The organism is Streptomyces sp. NBC_01317, from assembly GCF_035961655.1.
GTDB lineage: Bacteria > Actinomycetota > Actinomycetes > Streptomycetales > Streptomycetaceae > Streptomyces.
On sequence record NZ_CP108393.1, the window covers coordinates 1,033,363 to 1,057,814 of the forward strand.

The following is a 24,452-nucleotide window of genomic DNA, read 5'->3' on the forward strand; positions in this document are numbered from 1 at the left end:
TCACGCGCGCCGCACGGAAACGGGCGGTACCGGTGACCTTCCTCGCCGGTACCGCCCGTTTTCGTGTGCCGGTTCGCACGGCCTCACGGGTCGCGCTACGGGAACGCGTGCCCCACCCGCTACGGGAAAGGGTGCGGCACCATACGGATCTCACGCTCCGTCAGTTCCGCCGACCGCAGCCCCGCCCGGTGTGCGGCGGTGCGCAGCCGGGGCATCAGGGGCGCGCGCTGGCGCGACCAGCCGAAGTCGATCGGCAGTAGCCCGGGGACCAGCGTGGCCACGGCGCGCAGTCCGATCCGCCGCTGCTCCGGGGTGGTCTGGTCGATGACGACGACATCGTGTCCCGCCCGTACCAACTCGTCGCGGCAGTACGTCACATCGTCGCGCAGATCGCCGGTGCGCGGCCGGTTCCGCTCCTCCCACGTCCCGTAGATCTCGCTCATCGGTGCGACGGACGTGGGTTCCAGGTAGCTGCGCACATGCTCCGCCATCCGGGGCAGTCCGTAGAGCTGCGCGTGGTCCTTGAGATGGAGGACCTTCCCGAAGTCCTCTGCCATCGCTTCGAGTTCGGGACGGCGCTCCTCCACCTGACGGGGCAGGTGCGGGATGTACGTGAGGACCTCGGACAGGGCGCCCTCCAGGGCCGCCGCCGGGTCGAGGCTCGCGCCGGCGCCGAAGGAGAAGGTGCCGGGGCCGCCGTCGCGCCGTACGGCGAGGCCGGTGACGACCGGTACGGCGAGGTCGATCCGGTTGTCGAAGGCGTGCACGTCGTACCCCTGGAGGGCGGCCCGGTCGATCATGGCGCGGACCGCGGGGTCCGCGACGGAGTCCAGATCGATCTCGGCGAGCGGGGTGTCGCCGTACCAGGCGACCAGGAAGGCGTCCCGCTCGATGAGTTCGAGGAGACCGCCGAGGACGGCTTCCTCCAGACAGCCGCCGATGGCGCAGCCGTTGGAGCACTCGAAGACGAAGTTGTCGGAGGCGAGGCCCGCGCTGTAGTGGACCAGCCGCGCGGGTACGAGCACGGGGCGGTCGTCCCGCAGCGAGTGGCCCCATACCCAGGGGATGGGCCGGTCGGGGTCGAAGGGGCTGACCATCGGGTCGTCCCGGTAGGTCTCGGGGGCGTAGAAACCGCACGCGGCGGGGTCGAGGGCGTCGCTCCCGAGGGCGCTGTAGGCGGCGGTGAGCAGGGTGGTGCCGGTGCGCCGGTGGGTGCCCGCGTACCGCTCCAGCCCCTCCAGGTAGGCGAGGTCACGGCTGGCGTCGAAGCCGTTGGCCTGGCCGCTCCAGGTGACGTCGGTCAGACCCGCGTAGCCGCGCATGAAGACACTGCCCGCCACCGGCGCGGTGGTGGGTGAGGTGACATTGATCCAGGTCCCCGAACCGAGCGCCCCGGAGACGGGGTTGGCGAGCGCCGTGACCGGCATCGGGTACGAGGCCGCGGAGCGCAGCCGGTAGACGTCGGGGGCGGGCTTGGGCCGGCTGACGAGGAACGGCTCGTCCCCGGCCGGGGCGTCGGCGGAGCGCGGTCCGCAGTGCGGGCAGAGCGGGTCGGCGAGCAGCGGGAAGGTCCGCACCTCCAGGGTGGCGAGGTCGAGTTGGGAGACCTGCGGCAGCGACCGGTCCGCCGGTTCCCCCTCCGGTGGGAGGACGGAGCCGGCGAGGACGGCGGCGCGGTAGAGGGCGTGCACCGCGTCGAGGGCGAACGGGGTGAGGGAGGGCCAGTCGCCGCCGGCGCGGGTGCCCGTGCCGGTCTCCAGCGCGTCGCGCTGGGTGCGGGTGCGCAGCCGCTGCCAGCGCATGGCGAGGCACTGGCCGCAGGCGCGGGCGTCGGCGTCGCCGCCCCAGGGACCCACCAGCACGGTCCGCGCGGTGAGATGGACGGTGGCCGCGGGGCGCTCGCGCGCGAAGGGGTCGTCTCCCCGGTGCCCGAGGACATCGGCGGCGCCGAGGGTGACCACCGCGGGCGCGGCGGCCGGGGCCAGCGCCGCCGCGAGCCCGCGGTGGAGGTCCTCGCGCGCCCGCTCCAGGGGGATGCGGTCCGTCATGTCCTGTTGCTCCAGCGGAACGTCTTCAGCGCGAGCGCGCCGAAGACAACGGTGAACACGACCAGACCGACGCACCCCACGGCGATGTCGTCCAGGCCGCCGCGGCCGGAGAGGGCCGCCGACACCGCGTCGTTGAGGTAACGCAGGGGCAGGACACGGGAGATGGCCTGGAGCCAGGAGGGCATCATGTCGAGCGGGAGGAACGAGCCGGAGACGAAGGCCATCGGCACCATCAGGAAGTTGGCGATGGCGGCGACGGCTTCGGGGGTGTCGGCGTAGGAGCCGATGACCACGCCGATGGTGAGGAACGCGGTGATGCCGAGAACGAGCACAGGCAGCGCCAGCGGCCAGCGGGCGTCCAGTTCCAGGCCGAAGACCGGCAGCATCGCCACGGCGACGAAGACCACCGCCTGGACGACTCCCACGCCGAGGGCGAGGACGTACCGGGAGCCGAGAACGGCCGGCAGCCGGGTGGGCGTCATCCGGATCAACCGCAGGAGATCGTCGCGACGCCACTGCATCAAGGTGAAGGCCACTCCGAAGACGGCGGCGTTGGCCACGCCCCAGGACATCACGCCCGGGGCGATGTACGAGATGTAGGGGCGGCCGGTCTCCTCGACCTCCTGGCCCCGGAAGATCAGCCCGAAGACCACCAGGAAGAGGAGCGGGAAGGCGAAGGTGAAGAAGAGGGTGGCCTTGTCCCGGACCTGTGCCCGGAAGCCGGCCCCCGTCAGTGCCGCGTACGCGCTCATCCGTGCCGCTCCGTGTCGTTGCCGAGGTCGGTGCTGAGGTCGGTGCTGCCGGCGCCGTCGGTGGGGGGCGCGGCTGCGGTGGGGGTGCCGGTGAGTTCGAGGTAGACGTCCTCCAGCGTCGCGGTCCGGGTCTGCACGCCGTCGAGTCCGGTGAGCGCGTCGACCGCCTGGAGGACCTTGCCGGCCACCGCGGTCTCCAGGACGAGCGAGCCGCCCTGGACGGTGACCCGGTCGACACCGGGGATGGCCGTCGCGTCCGCCTCCGTCATCCGTTCGACGGGCACCATCAGCCGGGTGGGCACCGCGGCGCCGCTCACCAGATGGTGCGGCGAGTCCAGGGCGACGACCGAGCCGCCGACGAGGATCGCCACGCGGTCGCAGAGCGCCTCGGCCTCATCCAGGTGGTGGGTCGTGTAGACGATGGTGCGACCCTCGCTCTTGAGGTCGCGCAGGACCTTCCACAGATCGCGGCGGGCCTGCGGGTCGAGTGCCGCGGTGGGCTCGTCGAGGAAGATCAGTTCCGGGCCGTGGACCAGCGCGGAGGCGATGGCCAGGCGCTGTCGCTGGCCGCCCGAGAGGTTCTCGACCATGACGTCCCGCTGCTCGGTCAGCCCGACCGAGGCGAGGGTGCGGTCGGCGTCCTCGCGCCCGGCTCCGTACAGGGCGGCGACGGTACGGAGGTGTTCGCGCGCGGTCTGGCGTACGAAGAAGGCGGAGGACTGGGTCTGCACCCCCAGCCGGGGCAGCAGCGCCACGTTCCTCGGCCAGGGCGCGGCGCCGAGCACCGTGACGGTGCCGGAGTCCGCCTGGCGCAGCCCCTCCATGATCTCGACGAGGGTGGTCTTCCCCGCGCCGTTGGGTCCGAGGAGTCCGAAGAACTCCCCCCGGTGCACCTGGAGTGACACCCCGTCGACGGCCTGGCGGTCGCCGTATCGCTTGCGTATGCCGTCGACGACGATCGCCGCGTCGGTGGCGGTCTCGTCCGGCACGGATGCCATGGTCCTGGCCTCGCTCATGTGCTTGTGCGCCCCTCGGGGTTGTGGGTCGGTGAACCGGGTGGGTCAGTCGAGCGGGTTGACGTGGATGAGTGTGGCGAGCGCCGCCACGATCGCCGCGACGAGCACGGCCGACCCCACCCCGTACCCGAGGTAGAGGGCACGGGCCCGGCGGGGATAGAGGGCGGCGGCCTTGCGGTCGCGCAGGCGCAGCCGCAGATACCGCCCGCTCTCCGGCGCGAGACGGGTGACGCGCAGCACGTGGCCGAGCAGGGCGTAGCCGTCGAGCGGGGGCAGCGGCACCAGATTGACCAGGGCCTGGACGCTGCCGAGCAGCAGCAGTCCGGACAGGACACGGCGGGTCGGGTCGCCGGAGGGCAGCGCGGCCCACCAGGCCAGGAACGGCAGCAGGTAGAGCAGATTGGCGAAGGCACCGGCGCCCGCGACCGCGCACTGGTGCCAACGGGTGCGCAGATAGCGGTAGTTGTCGACCGTGCAGTACATCACGATCATGGGCAGCCGCCAGCGCAGCCCGATCTCGCTGACGGTGCCGCCGTACTTCCGGGCGGCGATCCCGTGGGCGAGTTCGTGCAGTGCCGTGCTCAGCCAGAGCAGGGTGAAGACGGCGACGAGCGCGACGGGCTGGTGGAAGAGCCACCAGGTGTCGCGGACCAACCCGGGGAGAGCGGTCGCGAGCAGGACCTCCATCGCCACGAGGAGCCCGCTCACGGGGAGGAGGACCGGGGCCCGTAGCGCGGGACCCAGCAGCCGGTGAAGCCGGCCCGTCGTGGCGTTCGCGTCGGCGACCAGCCGCAGGGTGCCGCGGAGCGGGTTCCCGTCGAACGGACCGGTGGGCGCGGTGCTTCCGGCGTCCGGCGCGGCGCGCCGCGGCGGCGCTCCGGCCAGCAGCCCCCGGGCGGAGAGCAGCCCGAGGAGCCGGCCCCAGTGCGCTTCCGCGAGGCGCTTGCCGAAGGACTCGGCGTACGCGTCCCCGATCTCCCCGAGGGTGCGGACGCCGTCGAGCCGGGAGATGAGGAAGTGCTCCTTCACCCCGACCTCGAAGGCCGCGCCCCCGTCCGGGTCCTTGAGGAGATGTACGGTCGCGGGGCCGTGCAGCAGGGCGGGGCTCAGCAGGATGCCGGGGCGCAGCGCCGGGCGGTGGGAGAGGAGTTCGCCGTGCGCGGGGCTTCCGCCGGGAGTGGGGCTTCCGCCGGGAGCGGCGGCTGTGGCGGGCGGGCCGCTCATGGGATCGCCGCCGGAGCCGGGGCCGCCGCGCCCTCGCGCAGGACCCGGCCGAGGACGTGCGCCAGGTAGGCCTCGTCGCGGATCGTCACATGCAGCCGGTTGTTGGTCATGTGCATGTACGGGGAGAGGAGCAGCGGCAGCGCCACGGCGGGGTCGGTGACCGTCTCGTCGCGTGTGCCGTCCCAGGAGCGGAACACCAGCTCGCCGCCGACGGCCAGGTCCCGCGCCCGGGAGCGGAGTTCGGCGCAGTGTTCGGCCCAGCCGCGCAGGAAGGCGGGGAGCCGGCTCAGGTCCCCGGTGCGGACGGCCGCGCGGATCCCCTCGAAGCGGCGGCCGAGGCCGGGAGCCATCTCCGCGTAGTTCTTGTCGTACTCCTCGGAGCCGATGAAGCCGGTGCCCGGGAACGCCTTGTGCCAGAAGGTGTAGTAGTCGTCGAGGTAGCTCCCCAGCTCCTCCCGCCCGGGCAGGAAGCAGCCGGCCATGACCATCATGAGCTGGGCGGAGGTGCCGAGCAGCACGGTCCGCAGATGGAGGTTCATGGTGCGGAAGGCGTCCATGACCAGTTCGCTGGAGCGGGCGAAGTGCCATTCGGCGAGCGCGATCCCGGCGGGGCCGCCGTACTTGCCGTACTCGGGTTCGTACGGCTCGTACGAGAAGGAGTTGTTGGGCCGCAGGTTCATCCTGCCGTCCGCGTCCATGAACGCGCCTCGGTCGCCCTTCGGGAACTCGATCTCGAAGAGGGTGTTGTAGAACTCGTTGAGGAAACCGGAGTCGACCTCGTAGAGCGCCGGCCGTGCCCGCAGGAAGCGGCTGATGGCCTCCTCGGCGCGGCGGCGGACCTCGTCGGTGGCGGCCGCGTCCACCGGCCGGAGCCGGAGCCGCACATGCGGGCCCTCCAGCCAGTAGTTGATGAAGAAGTGGCCGGCGAGCAGCCCGTCGGCGGTCAGTCCGGCCACCAGCGGCCGGACGCAGTTGACCAGCAGGGGCTGGGGGTTGGCCGCGTAGAAGATGTGGACAGCCTGCCAGTCGCCCGGGACGCCGGGTGTGGGGGTCAGCTCTGACATGGGGGTACGCCCTCTGTGGGTCGGGTCGAGGTGAAGGTCTCCACGGCGAGTTCGGCGACATGGCTGCCGCGCTCGGAGCGGACGTGCAGCCCGCCCTCGGTGGGGAGCATCTCGCGCAGGACGACTCGGTCGCCGGGATGGGTGGGCAGCGCCTCCAGGGCGGTGAGCGAGAGGGCGCTGAGGAAGTCCACATACTGGGGCTTGGCGCCCGCGCCGCCCCGGGGGCCGCTGGAGACGGTGGCGAAGACCTGGTCGGGCAGCCCGTGCGCGCGCCGCCACCGCTGCCAGTCGAGGAACCAGTCCTGGTCGCCGGTGCCGGGGCGGCGCGCGGGCAGCGCGCCGGCCGTCGTGGTCCAACTCCGGCGGCTGAGGACGACTTCGCCGTGCAGGACGCGGGGGCGCGAGGTGACGCCGTCCGCCGCCTCGCCCTCCGGGACGCCGCCCCACACGTCGAGGGGCGCCATCGACGTCGGGGACATCAGCAGCAGGGTGCGCGGGATCTCGGGCAGGGCGAGCGGCACCAGATAGCCCAGGTAGACGGGGATGACCTCGCGGCCGAGCCGCGCCGAGCGCAGCACGAGACGGTCGGTGGCCTCGTCGTGCTCGACGGAGAGGTCGTCCAGATGGATCCGGCGCTCCTCGGGAACGGTGCTGGACTCGCCGGGGCAGACGATCTCGTAGTCGGTGAGCGGACTGTGCAGATTGAGGTTGCTGGTGACCGCTCCGCCGGTGATCTCGGCCAGCACCGCTCCCTCGGGGGTGACGGCGGCGGCCGTGTCGCGCAGGGCCCGGGAGAAGCCGCCCGCCTCGCCGGAGGGGCCCGGCGCGTCGTAGACATGGGTGAAGCGGCTGAAGGGGAAGGAGAGTCCGCCGTAGGAGCGGTTGAGGACGACCAGCGGGACGCCGTCCTCCTGGGCGAGCTGGAGATGGTGCGACTGAGGGACGAAGTCGCCCGCGAGCGGGGCGAGTTCGGCGGCCACCGGGGCGAGGTCGTCCTCGCCGAGCCGGATCTCGGCCGTGTCGCCGCGCGCCGCCCACGCCTGGCGCATCCGGTCGATGAAGGTCCGCCGGGCCGCGTCGAGGGCGCGGATCCCGGAGAGGCCGAGCCAGTTCTCCTCCGGTACGTACGCGCCCCGCTCGTCGAACGGGCGCCGCTTCCCCGCGAAGGAGAGGTACTGGTCGAAGAAGTCCTCGTGGAAGTCGTGGACCAGGCCGAGAAGGTCCGCGCACCGGCCGCCGCGGCCGTACCGCGCCACGAAGAACCCCTTGAACGTGATGCGCTGAGGGAGCGTCAGGTCGAAGGCGGGGAGGATCCTTTCGACGGAGCGCAGCGCCCCGCCGGCCGGCCCGGTCCACGCGTCCGGTCCGCAGCTCAGCTCGGAGCCGGCGCTGACGTCCTCGTACAGCAGGGTCTGCGGCAGTGTGGCCGCCGCGCCGCCGTTCAGCAGGGCCTGCGCCGCGTGGAGTCCGGCGCGCAACCGCGTGAGCAGCTCGGCCCGTTCGGCCCGGCCGGCCGCGGGGTAGCGGTCGACGGCGGCGAGCGGTCCGTCGAGCGCGGCGGCGAGGCCGTCGGCCCAGGGCCGGCCGAGGCCGGTCAGGGCGTTCCGGAAGGCGCGCGGCGGATCGGGACTGTGGACGTCGGTGTCCAGGCACGGCACGCGCACCATGCCGAGCTGGAGCAGCGCGGCCACATAGGTCTCGCACTGCTCGGGCTCGGCGTCGTGTTCGGTACGGAGCCACTCCACCAGATCGCGGTAGCGCAGTTCCCCGCCGCTGTCGAAGAGACCGAGCAGCCGGTCCAGGGTGCCACTGCGGCGCAGGAAGAAGAGACGGTCCTTGACGGCGTCGAAGGTGACGGCGGCCGAGTCGTCGCCCGTCGTGATCCACTGGCGTACGTACCGGATCCGGTCGTCGTCGCGCTCCCAGCCGGAGGCGAGCCGTACGGGCAGATCACCGCGGCGGCCAGGGTCGGCCAGGATCAGTTCCGCGAACCGCCCCAGCACGACGACGTTGAGCCGCACATGGCTGGACCACGCGCCGTCGACGCGGAGGGCTCCGGCATCCCCGCTCCCGTCACGACCGGCGGGGGCGCTCCCGGTCCCGTTCCCCGTGGCGGTGCCGGTGGTGGCGTCCTCGCGGACCCCGTCGAAGAGGCCGGTCGCGACACCGGTGAAGGTGCTGAACGGGCTGGTCTTGCAGGCCGTCCGGTAGAGATACGCGAGCACGGACCGTTCGATCTTCCGCATCCGCTTGTCGTACGGCACACCGGATCCGGCCTTCGTCACGAACGCGTCGAGCTGTCCCTCCAGGGTCGGCGAGGCGAGCAGGAGCCCGCATCGCAGCCGGTCCTCCGCGAGCAGGGCGCGCAGCGCGGCGCGGGTCCGTTCGAGGTCGGCGGCGAGCAGCGGCGCCCCTTCGCTCCGCAGCCTCTCCAGCAGCAGGCGGTCCCGGACCCACTCGGCGGTGAGGTCCCCGGCGCGCGGGTCGAGCGCCGCGACCAGGCGTACGGCGTCCTCGGGGGCGGCGGGGAGGCGGTTGTTGAAGATCCGGCGGCGCAGGGCGAGGAGTTCCCTGCGCTGGCCCGCGCCCTCGCCGTCCGGGGAGACGTCGGTGGTCCGCACCACGTCGTGCAGCAGGTCGCTGAGTGCGGCTCCGCGCGTGCGCAGCCGCTCCTCGGCGGCGAGGACGTCGTCGGACCAGCGTCCGCTGTCCGCGCACCGCAGCGCGTGGACGGATTCGACCGGGAGTCCGGCGACGCGGAGCATGAAGCGGCGGCCGGGACGCCACCGGGTCCGCGTGGTGTCCTGAGCGGTGGCCGCGCCCGTGGCCGTACTCCTCCCCCGGTCCGCGCTCGTGCGCGCGTCCTCAGCTGTGTCCGCGTTCGTGTCCGTGGCCGGTGCCATGGCAGATTCCCCCATTCCCGGTCAGGCGATCTCGTAGCGGAAGTCGGCGGGCCGCGCCCGCTCGTTGCCGAGCAGCATGATCAGCAGCGGTTTCTCGCCCGTACCGTCGAGGCCCAGTTCCTCGATGTACGAGATGTTGTCGAAGCCGAGCGCGACACCCGCGCCGAGCCCGAGGGCGGACGCCGCGGTGTAGAAGGTCTGGGCGACCGCGCCGATCGTGCCGTTGACCAGCCGGTAGCCGCGGTCTCCCACGGCGTCCAGGACGGCGGTGGTACGGACCGTCGGCACCAGCACCGCGCCCGTCTGCTCCAGGTTGTAGTTGGAGAGGAAGTAGGTGCGCTGGAGGAACGGTCCTGGCGCTCCGGGCACCACCAGCCGCAGCTCGTGTGCGGCCGGGTCGTAGGCGTACGCGCCCGGTTCGATACCCTCGACGTGGTTGACGAACGCGTACAGCGTGACCAGGCCGGGGAGCGCCGTCCGCCCGGCGCCCGGGCCGTCGGCCGGCGCAGCGGGACGCTCGGCGTCGCTGCCGAGCGAGGTGGCGGCGCAGGCGGCCAGCGTCGCGGCGAGCTGCCCGGAGGTGACGGGACGGCTCGCGTCGAAGCGGCCGAAGCTGCTCCGGCGCTCGCGCAGCGCGGTACGGACGCTGACCGGCGGCAGCTCGGGCGCCGGCAGCGCCACGGTGGCACCGGTCCCGGCCGGTACGGCGGCGGTGGCCGGCTCCAGGGCGCCCGGCGCGGGGCGGTCGGTGGCGGCTTCCACGGTGGCAGCGTGGATCCGCTGGAGCGTCTCGAAGGTCAGGACCGTACGGGAGCGCTCGGAGTCGGCATGCCGGACGGCCGGGGGCACGGGGAGCGCGGGGGCGGTGGGCCGCGCTCCCTCCCAGCTCAGCGGCACGACGGCGAAGACGCCCTCTTCCTCGTTCTCCACTCCGAGGAGACGGCTGAGCCTCGGCTCGTCGAACCAGAGCGCCGGCTCGATCGTCAGCCCCCTGGCGCGGGCCCACATGCGCCAGGTCTGGAGGACGGCGCCCAGATCCATGCTCACCGCGTGGAAGGAGAAGCTGTTGTATTTGAACGCGTTCTGCCAGTACTTGATCCCGAGGACGAGGAAGTGGTCGTGGTCCGCGCCCGTCCCGTCGGCGCCGAGCGCCGCGCGCACCTCGCCGGTGACGTCACCGGCCACCAGCCGCTGCATCGCGTGGTGCGGGGCCGCGTAGTAGTGGACGCCGGGTGTCCCAGGACCGCTGGGCCCGGAGATCCAGTAGACGCTGACGGGGTAGAGGCCGCCGCCGGACGCCGTGCCCCGCGACCAGTTGGCCTGGGCGTAGTGCGGGAGAGCGGCGAGATCGGTGTTGCTCTGCACGCCGAGCCGGCGTCCGGTCAGCCCGTAGGAGTCACGCAGCATCCCGGAGAGCGCGTCCAGGGTGAACGGCCGCTCCGCGAAGGCGCCTTCGGCCCCGGGCCCCCCGGCCGCGCCGGGCAGACAGCCGGCCGCGACGGTCGCACCGGCGGGGAAGTCCGTCTCGGGCAGCGGGAACCCGCCGACGCCCGGGTAGAACTTCGCCTTGCGGGGCCGGTCCACCCAGTCGGGGACAAAATCTGCGGGCTCCATCGGGATCCGGCCGCGCTGCATGATCGCTGCCGCGTACTCATGGGCGTAGCCCATGGAACGCTCCTCTCTGCTGGACATGTGCACGAAAAGGGGGGGCTGGGCGTGGTCACGGGAAGGGGTGGGGCGCCGGGTTGAGGTCCTCCGGCGTGAGGTCGCGGTCGCGCAGTCCCGCCGCACGCAGCGCGGTGCGCAGCCGGGGCATGGTGCGCGCCCGCTGCCGGGACCAGCCGAAGTCGATGGGCAGCAGGCCGGGGACGAGCACACTGACGGTGTGCAGCCCCAGCGCGCGCTGTTCCGGCATGGTCTGGTCCACGACGACCACGTCGAAGCCGGCCGCGGTGACCGCGTCGACACAGCGGCGCAGATCCTCGCGGAGGTCCGTGGAGGCCGGGGCCCCGGACGCGTCCGGCCAGCGGAGGTCAGCGACCGCGCGCGGCGGCTCCGCCCCCGGGCGCTCGTCCAGGAGGAAGGCGGCGTGTGCGCCCATCTCCGGTATCCCGTACACCAGGGGATGGTCGTGCAGCGCCGTCACCCGGTCGAAGTCCTCGGCCATGGCCCGCAGCCGGACCTCGTCGCGCTCGGTGCGGCCCTGGAGGTTGACGGCGTCGGTGGCGATCTCGCAGAGCGCCGAGTCGAGCGCCGACTCGGGGTCGAGTCCGGCGCCCGCGCCGAAGCACATCCGGCCGGGTCCGCCGTCGAAGCGTTCCGCCACGGCGGTGACCACGGGGACGGGGAAGGTGATCCGGGTGTCGAAGAACCGCGCCCGGTAGCCGTACATGGCGAGCCGGTCGACCATGTGGCGGGTGGAGGCCCGGGTACTGGTGGCGGGGTCGATCTCCGGCAGGTGCTGCTGTCCGTACCAGGCCAGGAGGAAGGCGTCGCGCTCGATGACCTCCATGAGGCCGAAGTAGATGGCCTCCTCCAGACAGCCCCCGGAGGCACAGCCGTTGGAGCTCTCCTGCACGAACCGGTTCTCCAGACCGGGTGCGTGATAGTACGTCAGCACTTCCGGCACCAGGCGCGGTGTGTCGTCGCGCAGGGAGTGGCCCCAGACCCAGGGCATCTCGCGGTCGGGCGCGAACGGCCGGACGCGGGGGTTGTCGCGGTAGAACTCGGGTGCGTACAGGCCGACTTCACGCGGGTCGACGGCGTCGGCCCCGAACTCGTCGAGCGTTCCCGTCACGCTGGTGATCCGGGAGCGCGCCCGCATCCCGGCGTACCGCTCCATGCCTTCGAGCACGCCGATCCGGTTGCTGTGGCCGAAGGAGTCCGCGTGGCCGCCCCAGAACGTCTCCCGCAGATACTCCCCCGAGCGCATCGAGAAGCAGCCGATGGTCGCGGAGGTGGAGGTGGAGGAGACGTCGTGGACCACCGAGGGGCCGAGCGCGCCGCACACCGGGTTGGCGAACGCCGCGACATCGATGGCGTACGCCTCGATCGGACGGAGCCGGAAGGCGCCCGGACGGTGCTTGGGCGCGGGACGCAGGGTGATCCGCGCGTCCTCGGCGGTGTCGGTCCGGGGGGTGGCGCAGCGCGGGCATTCCGGGTCGGGCACCAGCGGGTAGAGCCGGACGGTGAGGGTGCGCAGGTCGACGAGCCGGATCTCGGGGAACGGCCCGTCCTGGGGCGGCGGGCTGTCGCGCAGGGCGGTCACGAGCGCGGCGACGGCGTCCGCCGTGAAGGGGGTGGCGTACGGCCAGTCGCCCGCGGCGCGGGTCTCGCCGCCCAGCTCCAGGGCGTCGCGGAGCGCCACGGACCGTACGGCCTGCCAGCGGCGGGCCAGACAGTGCGCGCAGGGCGTGGCGGGGGTTCCGTCGCCGGGCGCGACGGGACCGACGACGGCGTGTCCGGCGTAGAGCTGAACCGGGATGGGCGGTTCCGCACCGGAGCCGGACCCGGGCGCGGGCACGGTGCCGGTGCCTGTGCCCGTGCCTGTGCCCCCGTCGGCGATCGTCCCGGCGGCGGGAGCGGCGTCCGGCCGCGCGGCGGTGAACGCGTCGTGCGAGCCGAGGGTGGTGACGACCGTCCCCGGGCCGCCGAGGCGCTCCAGGGCGCGGCCGAGCAACTCCTCCAGCCGGGTGCGCGCGAGACCCGGCTCCGGCGCGGCGAGGGTGCTAGGCACCACGGAGCGCCTCCGTGGTGAGGAGCACCCGGGCGGTCCTGATGCCGGCGGCCGCCAGGTCGGCGGAGCCGGTCGGGACGACCAGCGCGTCGCGTCCGGCGGCCCGGAGCCGGTCGAGGACGTCGGACCAAGGCGTGTCCGGCAGGGCGGACGCGGCGGGCAGTCCCGCGCCGTCCGTGGCGTCGAGGGTGACCGGGTCGAGGTCGCGCAGGAGCGGGTCGCCGGTGTCGAACGGCACGGCCGTGGACTCGCGGCCGAGCTGGACCGCACCGAGCAGATCACGGACGGCCGCGACCGCCGCGCTCTGCCAGGAGGTCGCGCTGCCGACGGCCCAGCCGCCCGCGCCCCGGGCGAACAGGACATGAACGCCGGTGCGGTCGCTCTCGCCCAGGTCGAGCAGGTCCGCCTCGATGCCGAGGACGGCCGCGGAGCGGATGAGGAAGGTGAGTTCGGCGTCGGCGTCCGGGCCTTCGGTGAGCGTCTTCAGCGCCACGCGGCTCGCCGGCTCGCCGCGCAGGGTGCGCGTCAGCGCGTCATGGGCGAGGGCGGAGAGCAGGCCGTCGGCGGCGGCGTCGGCGGGCGTCGCCCCGGCGCCGGTGCCCGCGCGGGTCGGCTCGAAGAGCCGCTCGGTGTTGTGAGGACCGAAGGTCCGTACGGCCGCGGCGGGCACCAGGACCTGTTCCTTGGTCAGGAGCGAGGTGGCCCGGGTCCACGCGGTCACCCGCTCCGCGCCGGGGGCGACGCACGCGGTCGTCAGCGCGGCGGGCTCCAGGGCGCGGCTCCGCGCCCGTACGGTCTCGAACTGCGTGCCCGCCAGGACGTCCGCGGTGGGGACGACGTGCTCGGCGTAGACCTGGGCCGCCGCGTCCAGCGCGCGCAGCCGGGCCCCGGCCACATGGTGGACGTCGAAGGCGGCGACGCGGCGCGCGGCGCCGTGTCCGGTGCCGAGTTCGACGACGGTGGCCTTGAGGGGAATCTGCGTGAGGGCTTCGTCCGCGAACCGGGTGAAGACCCCGGCGCGCGGGCGGACCAGGACCGTCCTGCGGTTCAACTCCTCGACCAGGGCGTCGGCTTCGCGGGCGGTGGCGAGCGTCGGCATCGGCAGCGTGTCGGCGCCGGCGGTGGTCAGGTCGACCGGGTCCGTCTCTGCCTCGGCGCCCTCGGCCCCGGCGCAGAACGGGCAACGGGGGTGCGGCAGGAGGGGTTCGGCGGTGACGTCGAGGGATTTCATGTCCTGGATGACGAGTTGGCCCGTCGTCTCGGACGGCAGCGCTCCGGTGGTGACCCGGAAGATCTCGTAACCGAGAAGGTTGCCGATCATGGCGGCGAGCGGACGGCTCGGCAGGTCACCGACCGGCGTGGCGCCGGGCAGCGCCAGGGTGTTCCAGAGGTCGGCCGCGGCGGCGGACTCGTCGTGGGAGCCGATACGCAGCGCGGCGCACGCCCAGCAGCTCGTGGTGGCGGCCGTCATCAGCGGTCCCACCACCGAGCGCCCGCCGTAGGACCAGGCGGGGAGCAGGGTGCGGCCCTCGGGGACACCGGCGCGCAGCAGCGGGAACAGCCGCTGGGGTGCGGCGGGGCCGCCGGTCACCACCACGAGGTCGTATCCGTCGAGATCGGCCCAGCCGAGCGGCTGCCGGGCGTCGCCCTCGGGGAGGGTACGGAGGTCGACCGGGCAGCCGTCGGACGCGGCTTCCCGCGCCTCGGCCTCGATGAGGTCCCTGGCCTCGGCGTCGAGCCCCGGCTGTGTCCCGATGGTGGCGCAGCCGTTGCGGATCAGGCTGAGCACACACCAGCGGGCGACGAGGTCGTCGCCGAGCACGGCGACGCGTGCGGTGGTGAAGCGGCGGAAGCGCGCCTCGGCGTCGTCGGCGTAGTGGTCGACATAGGCGATCTGGGGGGCGAAGCGGCGGGCCACGTCGGGCGGCGTGTCCGCCGGCTCGCCCTCGCCGGCCGGCACCGCGCGGGCGAAGTCCCGTTCGTACAGGCTCTTCACCAGCTCCCCGACCATGGCGCGCTGCTGCTCGCCGAGGCCCTGGCAGATGTCGGCGACGGCGTGGTCGCCGGTGAGATGCGGGACGATCAGTGTGGCGAAGCGGTAGGCGGACCTGGCGGTGAGCTGGAATCCGCCGTCGGCGTTGTGGAACAGCACGCCGTCCGCCGTCTCGGTGAAGAGGACGTCCCGGCGAATGCGCGGACGGGTCGCGGCGACGGCATCGTACGTTGAGCCCATGTGAGTGACACACCCCTGGATAACGTGGACAAGGTGGCGGGATCGTTCGAGGTCGGGCATCGCCCGTCAGTGGGGCGCTTGGGCCGCCGGGTTCCGGGTCTCCTCGCGCGCCTGACGACGCGCGTAGATTTTGAGCAGTTGATGGATGCGGTAGGGGCCGGGGGGCCCTTCTTCGAGGAGCCCCGCGTCGGCGAGGCGCTCCAGCGCCTCTTCGGCCTCCGCGGAATCGCCGAGCGCGCCGGACGGGAGCAACAGCCCCTCGTGGTGGCCGATCTGACGGAACGCCTCGCGCCACCGGGGTTCGAGCCGGTGGAGCGCCCTGGCGAAAACCTGCGGTACGGACATCCGCGGGTCGTCGGCGAGGGAGAGCCGGGCCGGGAGGTCCTCGGCCAGCCAGGCCACACAGTCCGCGACGCGCAGCCCCGGACGGGTGAGCAGCCGGGCGGCGGCGATCCGCAGACCGAGCGGGAAGTGGCCGCAGACGCGGGCCAGTTCCTGGGCGGCGGCGGGTTCGGCGTCCACCCGGGCGCGGCCGAGGGCCGCGGTCAGAAGCTGCTCGGACTCCACCGGATCCAGTGTGGAGAGCCGGTGGACGGTGCCGCCGTGGGTGGCGACGAGTCCCGCGAGACCGCGTCTGCTGGTCACGACCGCGGCCCCGCCGGCGGCGGCGGCCGCGAGCAGCGGGCGCACCTGGTCGGCGGTGGTGACGTCGTCGAGGATCAGCAGGGTCCGGCCCCGGCCGGCGCCGGGCGCGGGCAGTTCCGCCGCGGCCTCGGCCGGGGTGACGGACGACCCGTCGGGGCGGGTCATCGGGAGGATGAACACCCCGCCGGGGAAACGGTCCTGGGCGTCGTGGGCGGCCTGGAGGGCCAGCGCCGTCTTCCCGATGCCGGGGGCTCCGGAGAGCACCACGACGGTGGAGGCGCCGGGGGAACCGGAGGCGAGGCTCGCGGCGATCGCCGTCCGCTCGGCGGACCTGCCGGTGAAGCACGGCACGGGCGGTACGCGCGGCGGGGCGCCCACCGGAAGCGAGGGGTGGGACGCGGCGGCGGCCGGGGCGGGGGAGGTGGTGAGCGCGAGCGGCGCGGGGCCGGAGGTGAGGGCCGGGGCGGGTCCGCCGGGAAGGGGCACCGTCCGGTCGACGGCCGCGGGGCCGAGGTCGTCGCCCCGGAGTATGGAGAGTTCGAGCCGTTGGAGCGCCGCGCCGGGGTCGATGCCCAGCTCTTCCTTCAACCGGCCTTTGACCGCACGGTATTCGGTGAGGGCCTCCGACTGACGGCCGGTGCGGTAAAGCGCTTCGATGAGTTGTTCGGAGAATCGCTCACGTCCCGGATGGCGGCGGGCCGCCTCCCAGACGTCGACCAGTACCTGGTGACATCGCCCCAGGGCGAGTTCGATGTCACAGGCCCGTTCGAGCGTGCGGAGCCGCTCCTCGGTCAGCCCGGGAACCTCGTCGCGGTGGAGCATCGGGGAGGGCACGTTCGCGAGCAGCGGGCCCTGCCAGAGGGTGAGCGCCTCCTTGAGCCGGTACAGCTCCCCCTCGGCGTCCCCGGCGCCGTCGGCCGCCCGTACCAGGGTGCGGAACCGCACGAGGTCGAGGGTGTCGGCGTCGGCGTTCATCCGGTAGCCACCGGGCACCGCCTCGATGACATCGCCCATGACGCCGTACTTGGTGAACAGCCTGCGCAGTCGCAGAACACAGCTCTGGAGCGCGGCCCTGGCGGTGGCCGGCTGGTCCTCGTCCCAGAGAGCCCGCAGCAGATACCCGGTCGACACGACGGATCCGGGGTGCAGGAGAAGGGCCGCCAGCAGACTGGACGGCTTGGATGGTTTTAGGACAACGGCATCGTGGCCCTCGGCAATGCTCAAAGGGCCCAAAAGCTGGAAACGCACGCGACTCCCGCCCCTGTGATCAGCACTCGGGCGTACGGCGCGTGAAAGTGCCTTTTGCTGGGCACATAACAACGCCGAAACATCCGCGGACGGAAACGGGCAGCACTTTTCTGCGGTATAGACCTCTGTCAGGCCTCACTGATGTCCCATCCCCCGTAACGGCATGGCACGCCGCACCACCTGCGCTTCATGGGCAGATGAACTACCCGGGCACGGAAGGTGGCGACCAGCCTTTTAACGACACTTTGCCAGCAGATGAAGAGCAGCGCGCGAGACCCAATTCGGTTTTCAACAATATCGGCGCCCTCAACTTCTTGGGCATCCTAGTAACTCGCCCAGGGAAAGTCGACCCTTCAGGGAACGGCATTATTCGGCCATACTCAATTACCGGATAGAGACTTGATTGCACGTGAATGGGCCGGCCCGTGACGGGGTGTGCCGCTCGCACCGCTCTGCCCGGGGTTGACCGAACTCATGGCCCGTGACCGGAAAAGAGGTCCCGCGGAGCATTCGCTCCACGGGACCTCCGGGGTAGGGTCCGGCCGGGGGACCCGGGACTGCGTCGGCGGGGGCCACGCAGTGGCCCGGCCGGCGTCAGTGCGCCGTGGCGTGATCCGCCTTCGCCAGGACGACCGTGATGCCACCCGCGCGCAGCGCCTCGACGATCCGCGGGTCCGCGCCGTCGTCGGTCACCAGCGTCCACTCCGTGCGGAGCGGGGTCCAGGTGTGGAAGGGCCGCCTCCCCAGTTTCGCCGCGTGCGCGAGGACGTACACCCGCTCGGCACGCCGCGCCATCAGCTCCTTGAGCCGTGTCTGCCGCAGGTCGGCCTCGCAGATGCCGTGTTCGGGGGAGACCCCGTCCGTACCGAGGAAGAGCCGGTCGAACGTCAGCCGCTCCAGGGCCGCTTCGGTCAGCGGCCCCACGAAGCCCTGGCTGAGCGGGCGCAGCGTACCGCCGAGGCACTCGACGTGGACCGTCTCGACGTCCGCCAGCTCCTGAAGGGCCGTCAGGCCCGTGGTCGCCACGGTCACGTCCTTCGCCGTGCGCAGCTCGTGGGCGAGCGCTCCGACGGTGGAGCCCGCGTCCAGCAGCAGCGACTCCCCCGGGCGTACCTCGGCCGCCGCCCACTGGCCGATGGCCCGCTTGGCCTCGAACGCCTCGCCCGTGCGCTGTCTGAGCGACGCCTCGGGGTGGGCGGCCAGCGCCATCGCGCCACCGTACGTCCGGGCGAGACGCCCGTCGCTGGTCAGCTTCGCGAGGTCGCGGCGGATGGTGGACGCCGTGACCCCGAAGAGCTGGGAGAGTTCCTCGACGCTGGCGAGCCCGCTGGTCGTGGCGAGATGGACGATGCGGTCGCGCCGGGCGTTGGATCCGATCGCTGACATCAGTCTTCTGTCCTCTGGTGCGGGCGGACCGGGATCAACGGGCCGGAACGGTGGACATCTCAGCGGCCTGGCGCAGTGCCTCGACCATGCTACCGGCCTCGGCACGGCCCGTACCCGCGATGTCGAAGGCGGTGCCGTGGTCGACGGAGGTGCGGATGACCGGGAGTCCGACGGTGAGGTTGACCCCGGCCTCGATCCCCATGACCTTGACGGGGCCGTGGCCCTGGTCGTGGTACATGGCGACGATCAGGTCGTAGTCGCCGCGCGAGGCGAGGAAGAAGGCGGTGTCGGCGGGGAGCGGTCCCACGGCGTCGATGCCGTCGGCGCGCAGGACCGCGATCGCCGGGACGATCTTCTCCTCCTCCTCGCCGTAGCCGAACAGGCCGTTCTCGCCCGCGTGCGGGTTGATCCCGCAGACCCCGATGACCGGGTTCGGGACACCGGCCCGCACCATGGCCTCGTGGCCGCGGCGCACCGTGCGCTCGACGAGTCCGGGTTCGATGCGGTTGACCGCGTCGATCAGACCGATGTGCGTGGTGACATGGATGACCTTCACCTTCGGGGTGGAGAGCATCATCGACACCTCCTCGACACCGGTGAGATGGGCGAGGAGTTCGGTGTGGCCGGGGTAGAGATGGCCGCCGGCGTGCAGCGCCTCCTTGTTGAGGGGGGCGGTGCAGATGCCCTGTACCTCACCGCTCACGGCGAGTTCGGCGGCGACCCGTACGTACTGGTAGGCGGCGTCGCCCGCGAGGGCGGAGAGCCGGCCCCAGGGGAGGTCGGCGGGGAGCAGCCCGAGGTCGATGACGAAGATGCGGCCCGGGCCGGACTCGGCCTCGGCCGGGCTCCGTACCGTCACGATCTCGCAGTCCGCGCCGAGGATGGCCGCCGCCTGGCGGAGCCGTTCCGCGTCGCCGACGACCACGGGGCGGCAGCGGCCCAGCGTGTCGGGGTGGAGCAGCGCGGGGACGATCACCTCGGGGCCGATGCCGGCGCCGTCGCCCATGGTGACGGCGATGATCGGCAGCGGCCGGCCGGCCGTGTCGGTCTGCTCCGCGGGGGCGGTCGTCGGGGCTGCGTTCACAGGACTTCTCCTTGCGGTACGGAAGGTACGGAAGGTACGGAAGGTACGGAAGAGGGGGTGTGGGACGCGGCGAACCGCGCGCCCGGTGGGCGGAGTCCGGCCGGCTCCCCGGCCGGCGGGTCCGGGTGGTGCGGTCGGAGGGCGCGGACGATCCGCAGCAGGGAGCCGGTGTCGCCGTGGCTGCCGGGCCGGGTGACGACGGACCGGCCGTCGGGGGTGAGGCTGTGCACGGCTCCGTGGTGGACCTGTCCCACGGGGCGGAGCCGGGTGACGCCGAGCGCGTCGAGGACGCGCCGCGCGGTCTCGCCTCCGGTGAGGACGAGATCGGTGGAGTGCGGTACGGCGGCGACGGCCGCGGCGAGTCCGGCCACCACGCGGCGGGCCGAACCGGGCTCCACCCCGCGGGTGTTGTCGACGCTGACGACGCTCACGGCGTCGTCGGGCCTGACCGTGAGCGGCGGGGGCGGACCGGAGCGGGCGAGGAGGTGCGCGGGAAGCGCGGTGTGCCGGGCTCCGACAGCGGTGAGTTGCGCGATCTGCGCAACGGCGGTGGGTTCGGCGGTACCCACGACGACGAGCAGCGGAAGCGTCCTGCCCGGGAGCGGACGCGGTACGGCCGCCGGTCCGCGACCGAGATCCTCCGACGCCCCGTCACTTCCCGGCAGCGGCAGCCCTGTTCCCGCGAGCGTTCCCGCGAGCACGCGGCCGAGGGCGGCGGCGAGCGCGCCGGACCCCATGAGCCGTACGCCCGGTCCGAGCCGGAGCGCTGCGACGGCTATCGCGTCGAGGTCGGCGTCCGTCCCGGTGTCGCACACCGGTGTCACTCCGTCCTCCACGAGGGCGCGCAGCAGCCCGGTGAGCTCCCCGAGGGGCGAGCGGACGGCGGCGAGCGGCACCACGGTCGTACGGATGCCGTCGAGCGCCGCCGCCACCGAGCGCGGTACGGGAAGGGTCTCCGCGCGCCAGGCGTCCGTGTGGTGGAGGGGGCTTCCGTGCAGGTGGACGACGCCCTCGCGGACCGTTCGCCCGGCAACCGGCAGCGCGGGGGCGATGATCAGGCCGGTCGCGCCCTCCGCGTAGGCGGCGGTCTCGGCGGCGAGGTTCCCGCGGAGGAGGGAGTCGATCTTCTTGATCAGTACGGTGTCGTCCCCGGCTTCCAGGACGGCCTCCCGGACGGCCCGCGCGGCCCGCCCGGGCTCGGCGTGCCGGGTGTCGAGGTCGAGGACCAGGGCCCGGCCGGGGGCGGGTGGTGCCACCGCCGCGGGGCCCAGCACGATCGTGGCGGGCAGCCCCAGTGCCGCGGCCGTCTCGGCCGCGCCGGACAGGTCGTCCGCAAGGGCGAGCACCGGGCGGGGCGCGCCTTCGCCGGCGGGCGTGGGGGACACGGATACCTCCTCCGGGCGGCCCGGGGCGGGCTGCCTCGGTGCCCGATGATGACACATGTTGCGCGAACTGCGCGAGACCTCTTGCGCGAAACACGCAAGCCATGCCACCTTGTGCGGCGCGACACCTGTTGGTGCCGGAGAGCCGGAGTACAGCGCCGGACGAACCGGACGCCGTCTGCTTGAGCCGGTCGCCTCCCAGAACCCGAGAAGGTCGACGATGACCCTTACTCCTCAGAGCGCTCCCCCGGACGCTCCACCGCGTGAACCGCTCACGCGGGAGCCACTCAGCCGCCGTACCCTGCTGCGCTGGGGCGCACTCGGCGGCGCGGGCGTGGCTCTCGCCCCCCTGACCGCCTGCGCGGGCCCCACGGGCGCTCCCGGCCCCGGCACGCTCACCCTGGGGCTGAACCGCTCCCTGGTGAGCCTGGACAACAAGCTGAACCAGTTCGACGCGGCGGTGACCGTGCAGCGCGCGGTACGGCAGGCGCTGACCCGGATCGGCCCCGGCATGAAACCGTCACTGGTCCTCGCCGACCGGTTCGAGATGGCGGAACCCACCGCGTGGACGGTGCGGCTGCGGGAGGGCGTGCGCTACTCCGACGGCAGCCCGGTCACCGTCGAGGACGTGGCCACGGCGCTCCGCATGTACGGCAAGGTCAACGGTTCCTTCCTCCTCGGTCTCTTCCCCGAGCTGCCCACCGTCGAGAAGACGGGCCCCCGCACCTTCCTGCTGCACACACAGAAGCCGGTGCCGGTGCTCGACCGGCTGATGGCCAACATCCACATCACGCCGGCCGCCGCCAACCGGCCCGAGGAGTTGCAGAACGGACTCGGCTCGGGCCCGTACCAGGTGCTGCGGGCGAACTCCGGCGCCGGCGAGTACACCCTCGGCCGCAATCCGCGGTACTGGGGACCGAAGCCGTCGATCGAAACGGTGCGGGTACGGTTCGTACCGGAGGAGTCCAGCCGGGTCGTCGCGCTGCGCAGCGGCGAGATCCACGTGGTCGACACCCTGACCCCGGACTCCGCGGACCAGCTCACGGGCCTGCCCGGGGTCGAGGTCGAGGAGACCTCGGGCGTCCGGATGTGCCAGCTCTTCTACAACTTCCGCAAACCGGAGGGCCACCCCCTCGCCGATCCCCGGGTACGGCGCGCGCTGACCTACGCGATCGACGGCGACGCCCTCGTCCAGGACGTGCTGAACGGCGCGGCGGAGGAGGCGGGCGGCGTGGTGCCCCTCGCGCTCGAAGGCGCCGCGCGGACCGGCTCGTACAGCTACGACCCCACCAAGGCCCGCGCACTCCTCACCTCCCTGGGCGCCACTGATCTGCGGATCAAGGTGATCTGGGAGTCCGGCGAGTTCGCGGCCGACACCTCCGTGATGGAGGCCGTCCTCGACATGCTGAAGTCCGTCGGCGTCCGCGCCTCGCTCCAGCAGTTCGAGCCCGGCGGGGACATCCTCACCTGGCGCCAGGGGCGGGCCGGCGACTGGGACGTCATCGGCAACGGCTACGGCAGCCCCACCGGCCAGGCCCTCACCACACTCCAGGGCATGTACGGCGGGACGGCCGCGAAGGAACGGACCCGCGACGCTTTCATGGGATACGTCGTGCCCCAGGTCGAACGGCAGCTCTCGGCCGCCGCCACCGAGGTGGACGACGCCACGCGGACCAGCAAACTCGCCGTGGTGCAGCAGGCGATCTGGGAGACCTGGCCGAGCCTGTGGGCCTTCGCCCCGAAGACGCTCCTCGCCCGCAGGACCCGGGTGCGGGGAATGACCCTGCTCCCCATCAACTCCTACGACCTGTCCGCCGTGCGGCTGGAGGGCTGAGCCGTGCCGACGTACCTCGCCCGCCGGCTCGGTCAGAGCCTGCTCACCGTCTTCCTCACCCTCACCACCGTCTTCCTGCTGGTACGGCTCGCTCCCGGCGACCCGGCGGCCGCCTACGCGGGTCCCACCGCCACGACCGCCGATCTCGCCAGGATCCGGAGCCAGTTCGGACTGGACCGGTCACTGGTCGAGCAGTACGGGATCTTCCTGCGTGACCTGTTCACGGGAGACCTCGGCACCAGCTACTCGTTCCGCGCCCCGGCCCTCGACGTGGTCCTGGACCGGATGCCGTACACCATCACCCTGGCCGTCTCCGCGATCGCCGTCACCGCCGTCGTCGCGGTGCCGCTGGGGGTGTGGATGGCCCGGCGCGCCGACTCCAAGCGCGAACTCGGCGCCAACGTCCTCACCATCGGCGGGCAGTCCATGCCGGACTTCTGGACCGGGGTGATGCTGCTGACCGTCTTCGCCGTGCTGCTGCCGGTGCTGCCCGCCTCCGGATTCACGTCCTGGAGCGGTCTGGTCCTGCCCACGGTCACCGTCGCCATCCTCCAACTGGCGCTCATATCAAGGCTGGTACGGCGGGAGATGACCACCGCACTCGCCTCCCCCTACATCACCGTCGCCCGCTCCCGGGGCTTCTCCGAACGCGCCCTGACCTGGCGGTACGCCCTCGGCAACTCCGGGGTGCCGCTGATCACCGCCATCGGGACCCGGTTCGCCGCCCTGCTCAACGGAGTGGTCGTGGTCGAGGTCGTCTTCGGCTGGCCGGGGGTCGGCTCGCTCGTCGTCCGCGCCCTGGAGACCCGCGACTACCCGCTCATCCAGGCCACCGTCCTGGTCACCGCGACCCTCGCGATCCTCGTCCAACTCCTCGTCGACCTCGCCTACCCGCTGCTCGACCCGCGGGTGCGCCTCGGAAAGGCGGCCTGACCATGACCACCGCCCTGCGTACCGCCGACACCTCCGGCGCCCCGTCCTCCGGCGGCGGCCCGAGCGCCGTCACGGCCCGCGACCTCGCCCGCTCCACCGCCGCCCGGCAGCGGCGCGGCGCCCGGTTCAAGCTCTGGGCCGGGACGGTCTGCACCGCGCTCGTCGTCCTGCCGGTCGCCCTCGCCGCGCTCCTGCCGCTGCCCGGCGCCGACGCCCAGGACCTGTCGAAGCGCCGGCTGCCGCCGCTGAGCGACGGTCATCTCTTCGGCACCGACCAGCTCGGCCGCGATCTGCTCTCCCGTATCCTCCACGGCGGCCAGGTCTCCCTGACCGTCGGTCTCCTGGCGGTCCTCGTCTCCGGGGTCATCGGTATCGCGGCGGGCGCGGCGGCCGGATTCTTCGGCGGGTGGGTCGACACGGTCGTCTCCCGGCTGCTGGAGGCGCAGCTCGCCCTTCCGCTGCTCATGATGCTGCTGCTCGTGGTGGCCCTGTTCGGGCCCTCGGTGACCGTCATCACCTGTGTGATCGCGGTCGCGCAGTGGCCGGAGGTGGCGCGGCTGACCCGCTCCCTCGTCCTCGTGGAACGCGAGAAACCGTATGTCGCGGCGGCCCGGGTCCTCGGGCTGCGCGGCTGGTCCGTCCTCGGCCGCCATGTCATCCCCAACGTGGTCCGCCCGGCGAGCCTGGTCGTCCTGCTGCTGCTCGCGCAGGCGGTGCTGCTGGAGAGCGCGCTGAGCTTCCTCGGCGCCGGTCCGCAGCGGCCGTTCGCCACCTGGGGCCGGATCATCTCCGACGGCCAGAACTACATCACCACCTCGTGGTGGCTGGTCACGCTGCCGGGCCTCGTCATCGCCCTGCTGGTGGTCGGTGTCAACCTGATCGGCGACGGGCTGCGCGACCGTACGCGTACGGTCCGAGCACCGCGCGGCGCCCGGGTGCCCCGCGGCAAGAAGGGAGTCTGAGC

Annotated in this window: 16 protein-coding genes; 3 read left to right on the forward strand and 13 right to left on the reverse strand. The window is 73.0% G+C overall.

Features of this window, described 5'->3' with window-relative positions; translation table 11 throughout:
- Positions 1–119: 119 nt before the first annotated feature.
- The 13 genes from OG349_RS04390 to OG349_RS04450 all read right to left on the reverse strand — a co-directional run bounded on the left by OG349_RS04390 (position 120) and on the right by OG349_RS04450 (position 20,724).
- Positions 120–2,048: a TOMM precursor leader peptide-binding protein gene (locus OG349_RS04390; protein ID WP_327233320.1), complete on the reverse strand. Its 1,929-nt coding sequence runs from the start codon at positions 2,046–2,048 to the stop codon at positions 120–122.
- A complete protein-coding gene (locus OG349_RS04395) occupies positions 2,045–2,800 on the reverse strand; it encodes an ABC transporter permease (protein WP_327233321.1) in 756 nt (251 codons plus the stop codon). Before OG349_RS04395 ends, OG349_RS04390 begins: the two co-directional genes overlap by 4 nt.
- Positions 2,797–3,816 (reverse strand): ABC transporter ATP-binding protein, encoded by a 1,020-nt coding sequence (locus tag OG349_RS04400; RefSeq protein ID WP_327233322.1) that lies wholly within the window; start codon positions 3,814–3,816, stop codon positions 2,797–2,799. The genes OG349_RS04395 and OG349_RS04400 overlap by 4 nt, the downstream gene beginning before the upstream one ends.
- Before the next feature lie 45 nt (positions 3,817–3,861).
- The gene (locus OG349_RS04405; protein WP_327233323.1) at positions 3,862–5,040 is read right to left on the reverse strand and encodes a M50 family metallopeptidase; all 1,179 of its coding nucleotides are present in this window, start codon (positions 5,038–5,040) and stop codon (positions 3,862–3,864) included.
- The gene (locus OG349_RS04410) at positions 5,037–6,104 is read right to left on the reverse strand and encodes a lantibiotic dehydratase C-terminal domain-containing protein (protein ID WP_327233324.1); all 1,068 of its coding nucleotides are present in this window, start codon (positions 6,102–6,104) and stop codon (positions 5,037–5,039) included. The genes OG349_RS04405 and OG349_RS04410 overlap by 4 nt, the downstream gene beginning before the upstream one ends.
- Positions 6,092–8,869, reverse strand: coding sequence for a lantibiotic dehydratase (locus OG349_RS04415; RefSeq protein WP_327238440.1), 2,778 nt, complete (start codon positions 8,867–8,869; stop codon positions 6,092–6,094). The genes OG349_RS04410 and OG349_RS04415 overlap by 13 nt, the downstream gene beginning before the upstream one ends.
- A gap of 159 nt (positions 8,870–9,028) precedes the next feature.
- Positions 9,029–10,675, reverse strand: coding sequence for a nitroreductase family protein (locus OG349_RS04420; protein WP_327233325.1), 1,647 nt, complete (start codon positions 10,673–10,675; stop codon positions 9,029–9,031).
- Positions 10,676–10,727: 52 nt separating this feature from the next.
- Positions 10,728–12,746: a TOMM precursor leader peptide-binding protein gene (locus OG349_RS04425; RefSeq protein ID WP_442806200.1), complete on the reverse strand. Its 2,019-nt coding sequence runs from the start codon at positions 12,744–12,746 to the stop codon at positions 10,728–10,730.
- Complete coding sequence (locus OG349_RS04430; RefSeq protein WP_327233326.1) at positions 12,736–14,976, reverse strand: TOMM precursor leader peptide-binding protein; 2,241 nt, start codon at positions 14,974–14,976, stop codon at positions 12,736–12,738. The genes OG349_RS04425 and OG349_RS04430 overlap by 11 nt, the downstream gene beginning before the upstream one ends.
- 66 nt (positions 14,977–15,042) lie before the next feature.
- Positions 15,043–16,869: a BTAD domain-containing putative transcriptional regulator gene (locus OG349_RS04435; RefSeq protein WP_327233327.1), complete on the reverse strand. Its 1,827-nt coding sequence runs from the start codon at positions 16,867–16,869 to the stop codon at positions 15,043–15,045.
- Positions 16,870–17,463: 594 nt separating this feature from the next.
- A complete protein-coding gene (locus tag OG349_RS04440) occupies positions 17,464–18,255 on the reverse strand; it encodes a DeoR/GlpR family DNA-binding transcription regulator (RefSeq protein WP_327233328.1) in 792 nt (263 codons plus the stop codon).
- Between the two features lie 34 nt (positions 18,256–18,289).
- Positions 18,290–19,339, reverse strand: coding sequence for a 4-hydroxythreonine-4-phosphate dehydrogenase PdxA (gene pdxA, locus OG349_RS04445; protein WP_327233329.1), 1,050 nt, complete (start codon positions 19,337–19,339; stop codon positions 18,290–18,292).
- Positions 19,336–20,724, reverse strand: a complete 1,389-nt coding sequence (locus OG349_RS04450; RefSeq protein ID WP_327233330.1) for a four-carbon acid sugar kinase family protein — start codon at positions 20,722–20,724, stop codon at positions 19,336–19,338. The genes pdxA and OG349_RS04450 overlap by 4 nt, the downstream gene beginning before the upstream one ends.
- Positions 20,725–20,941: 217 nt before the next feature.
- Here OG349_RS04450 and OG349_RS04455 point away from each other — a divergent pair, with 217 nt between their 5' ends.
- The 3 genes from OG349_RS04455 to OG349_RS04465 are packed head-to-tail and all read left to right on the forward strand — an operon-like array spanning position 20,942 to position 24,450.
- Positions 20,942–22,555, forward strand: coding sequence for an ABC transporter substrate-binding protein (locus OG349_RS04455; RefSeq protein WP_327233331.1), 1,614 nt, complete (start codon positions 20,942–20,944; stop codon positions 22,553–22,555).
- A 3-nt stretch (positions 22,556–22,558) separates the two neighbouring features.
- Positions 22,559–23,488: an ABC transporter permease gene (locus OG349_RS04460; protein WP_327233332.1), complete on the forward strand. Its 930-nt coding sequence runs from the start codon at positions 22,559–22,561 to the stop codon at positions 23,486–23,488.
- Between the two features lie 2 nt (positions 23,489–23,490).
- Entirely contained in the window at positions 23,491–24,450 is a 960-nt protein-coding gene (locus OG349_RS04465) for an ABC transporter permease (protein WP_327233333.1), read from the forward strand.
- The last annotated feature ends 2 nt before the right edge of the window (positions 24,451–24,452 follow it).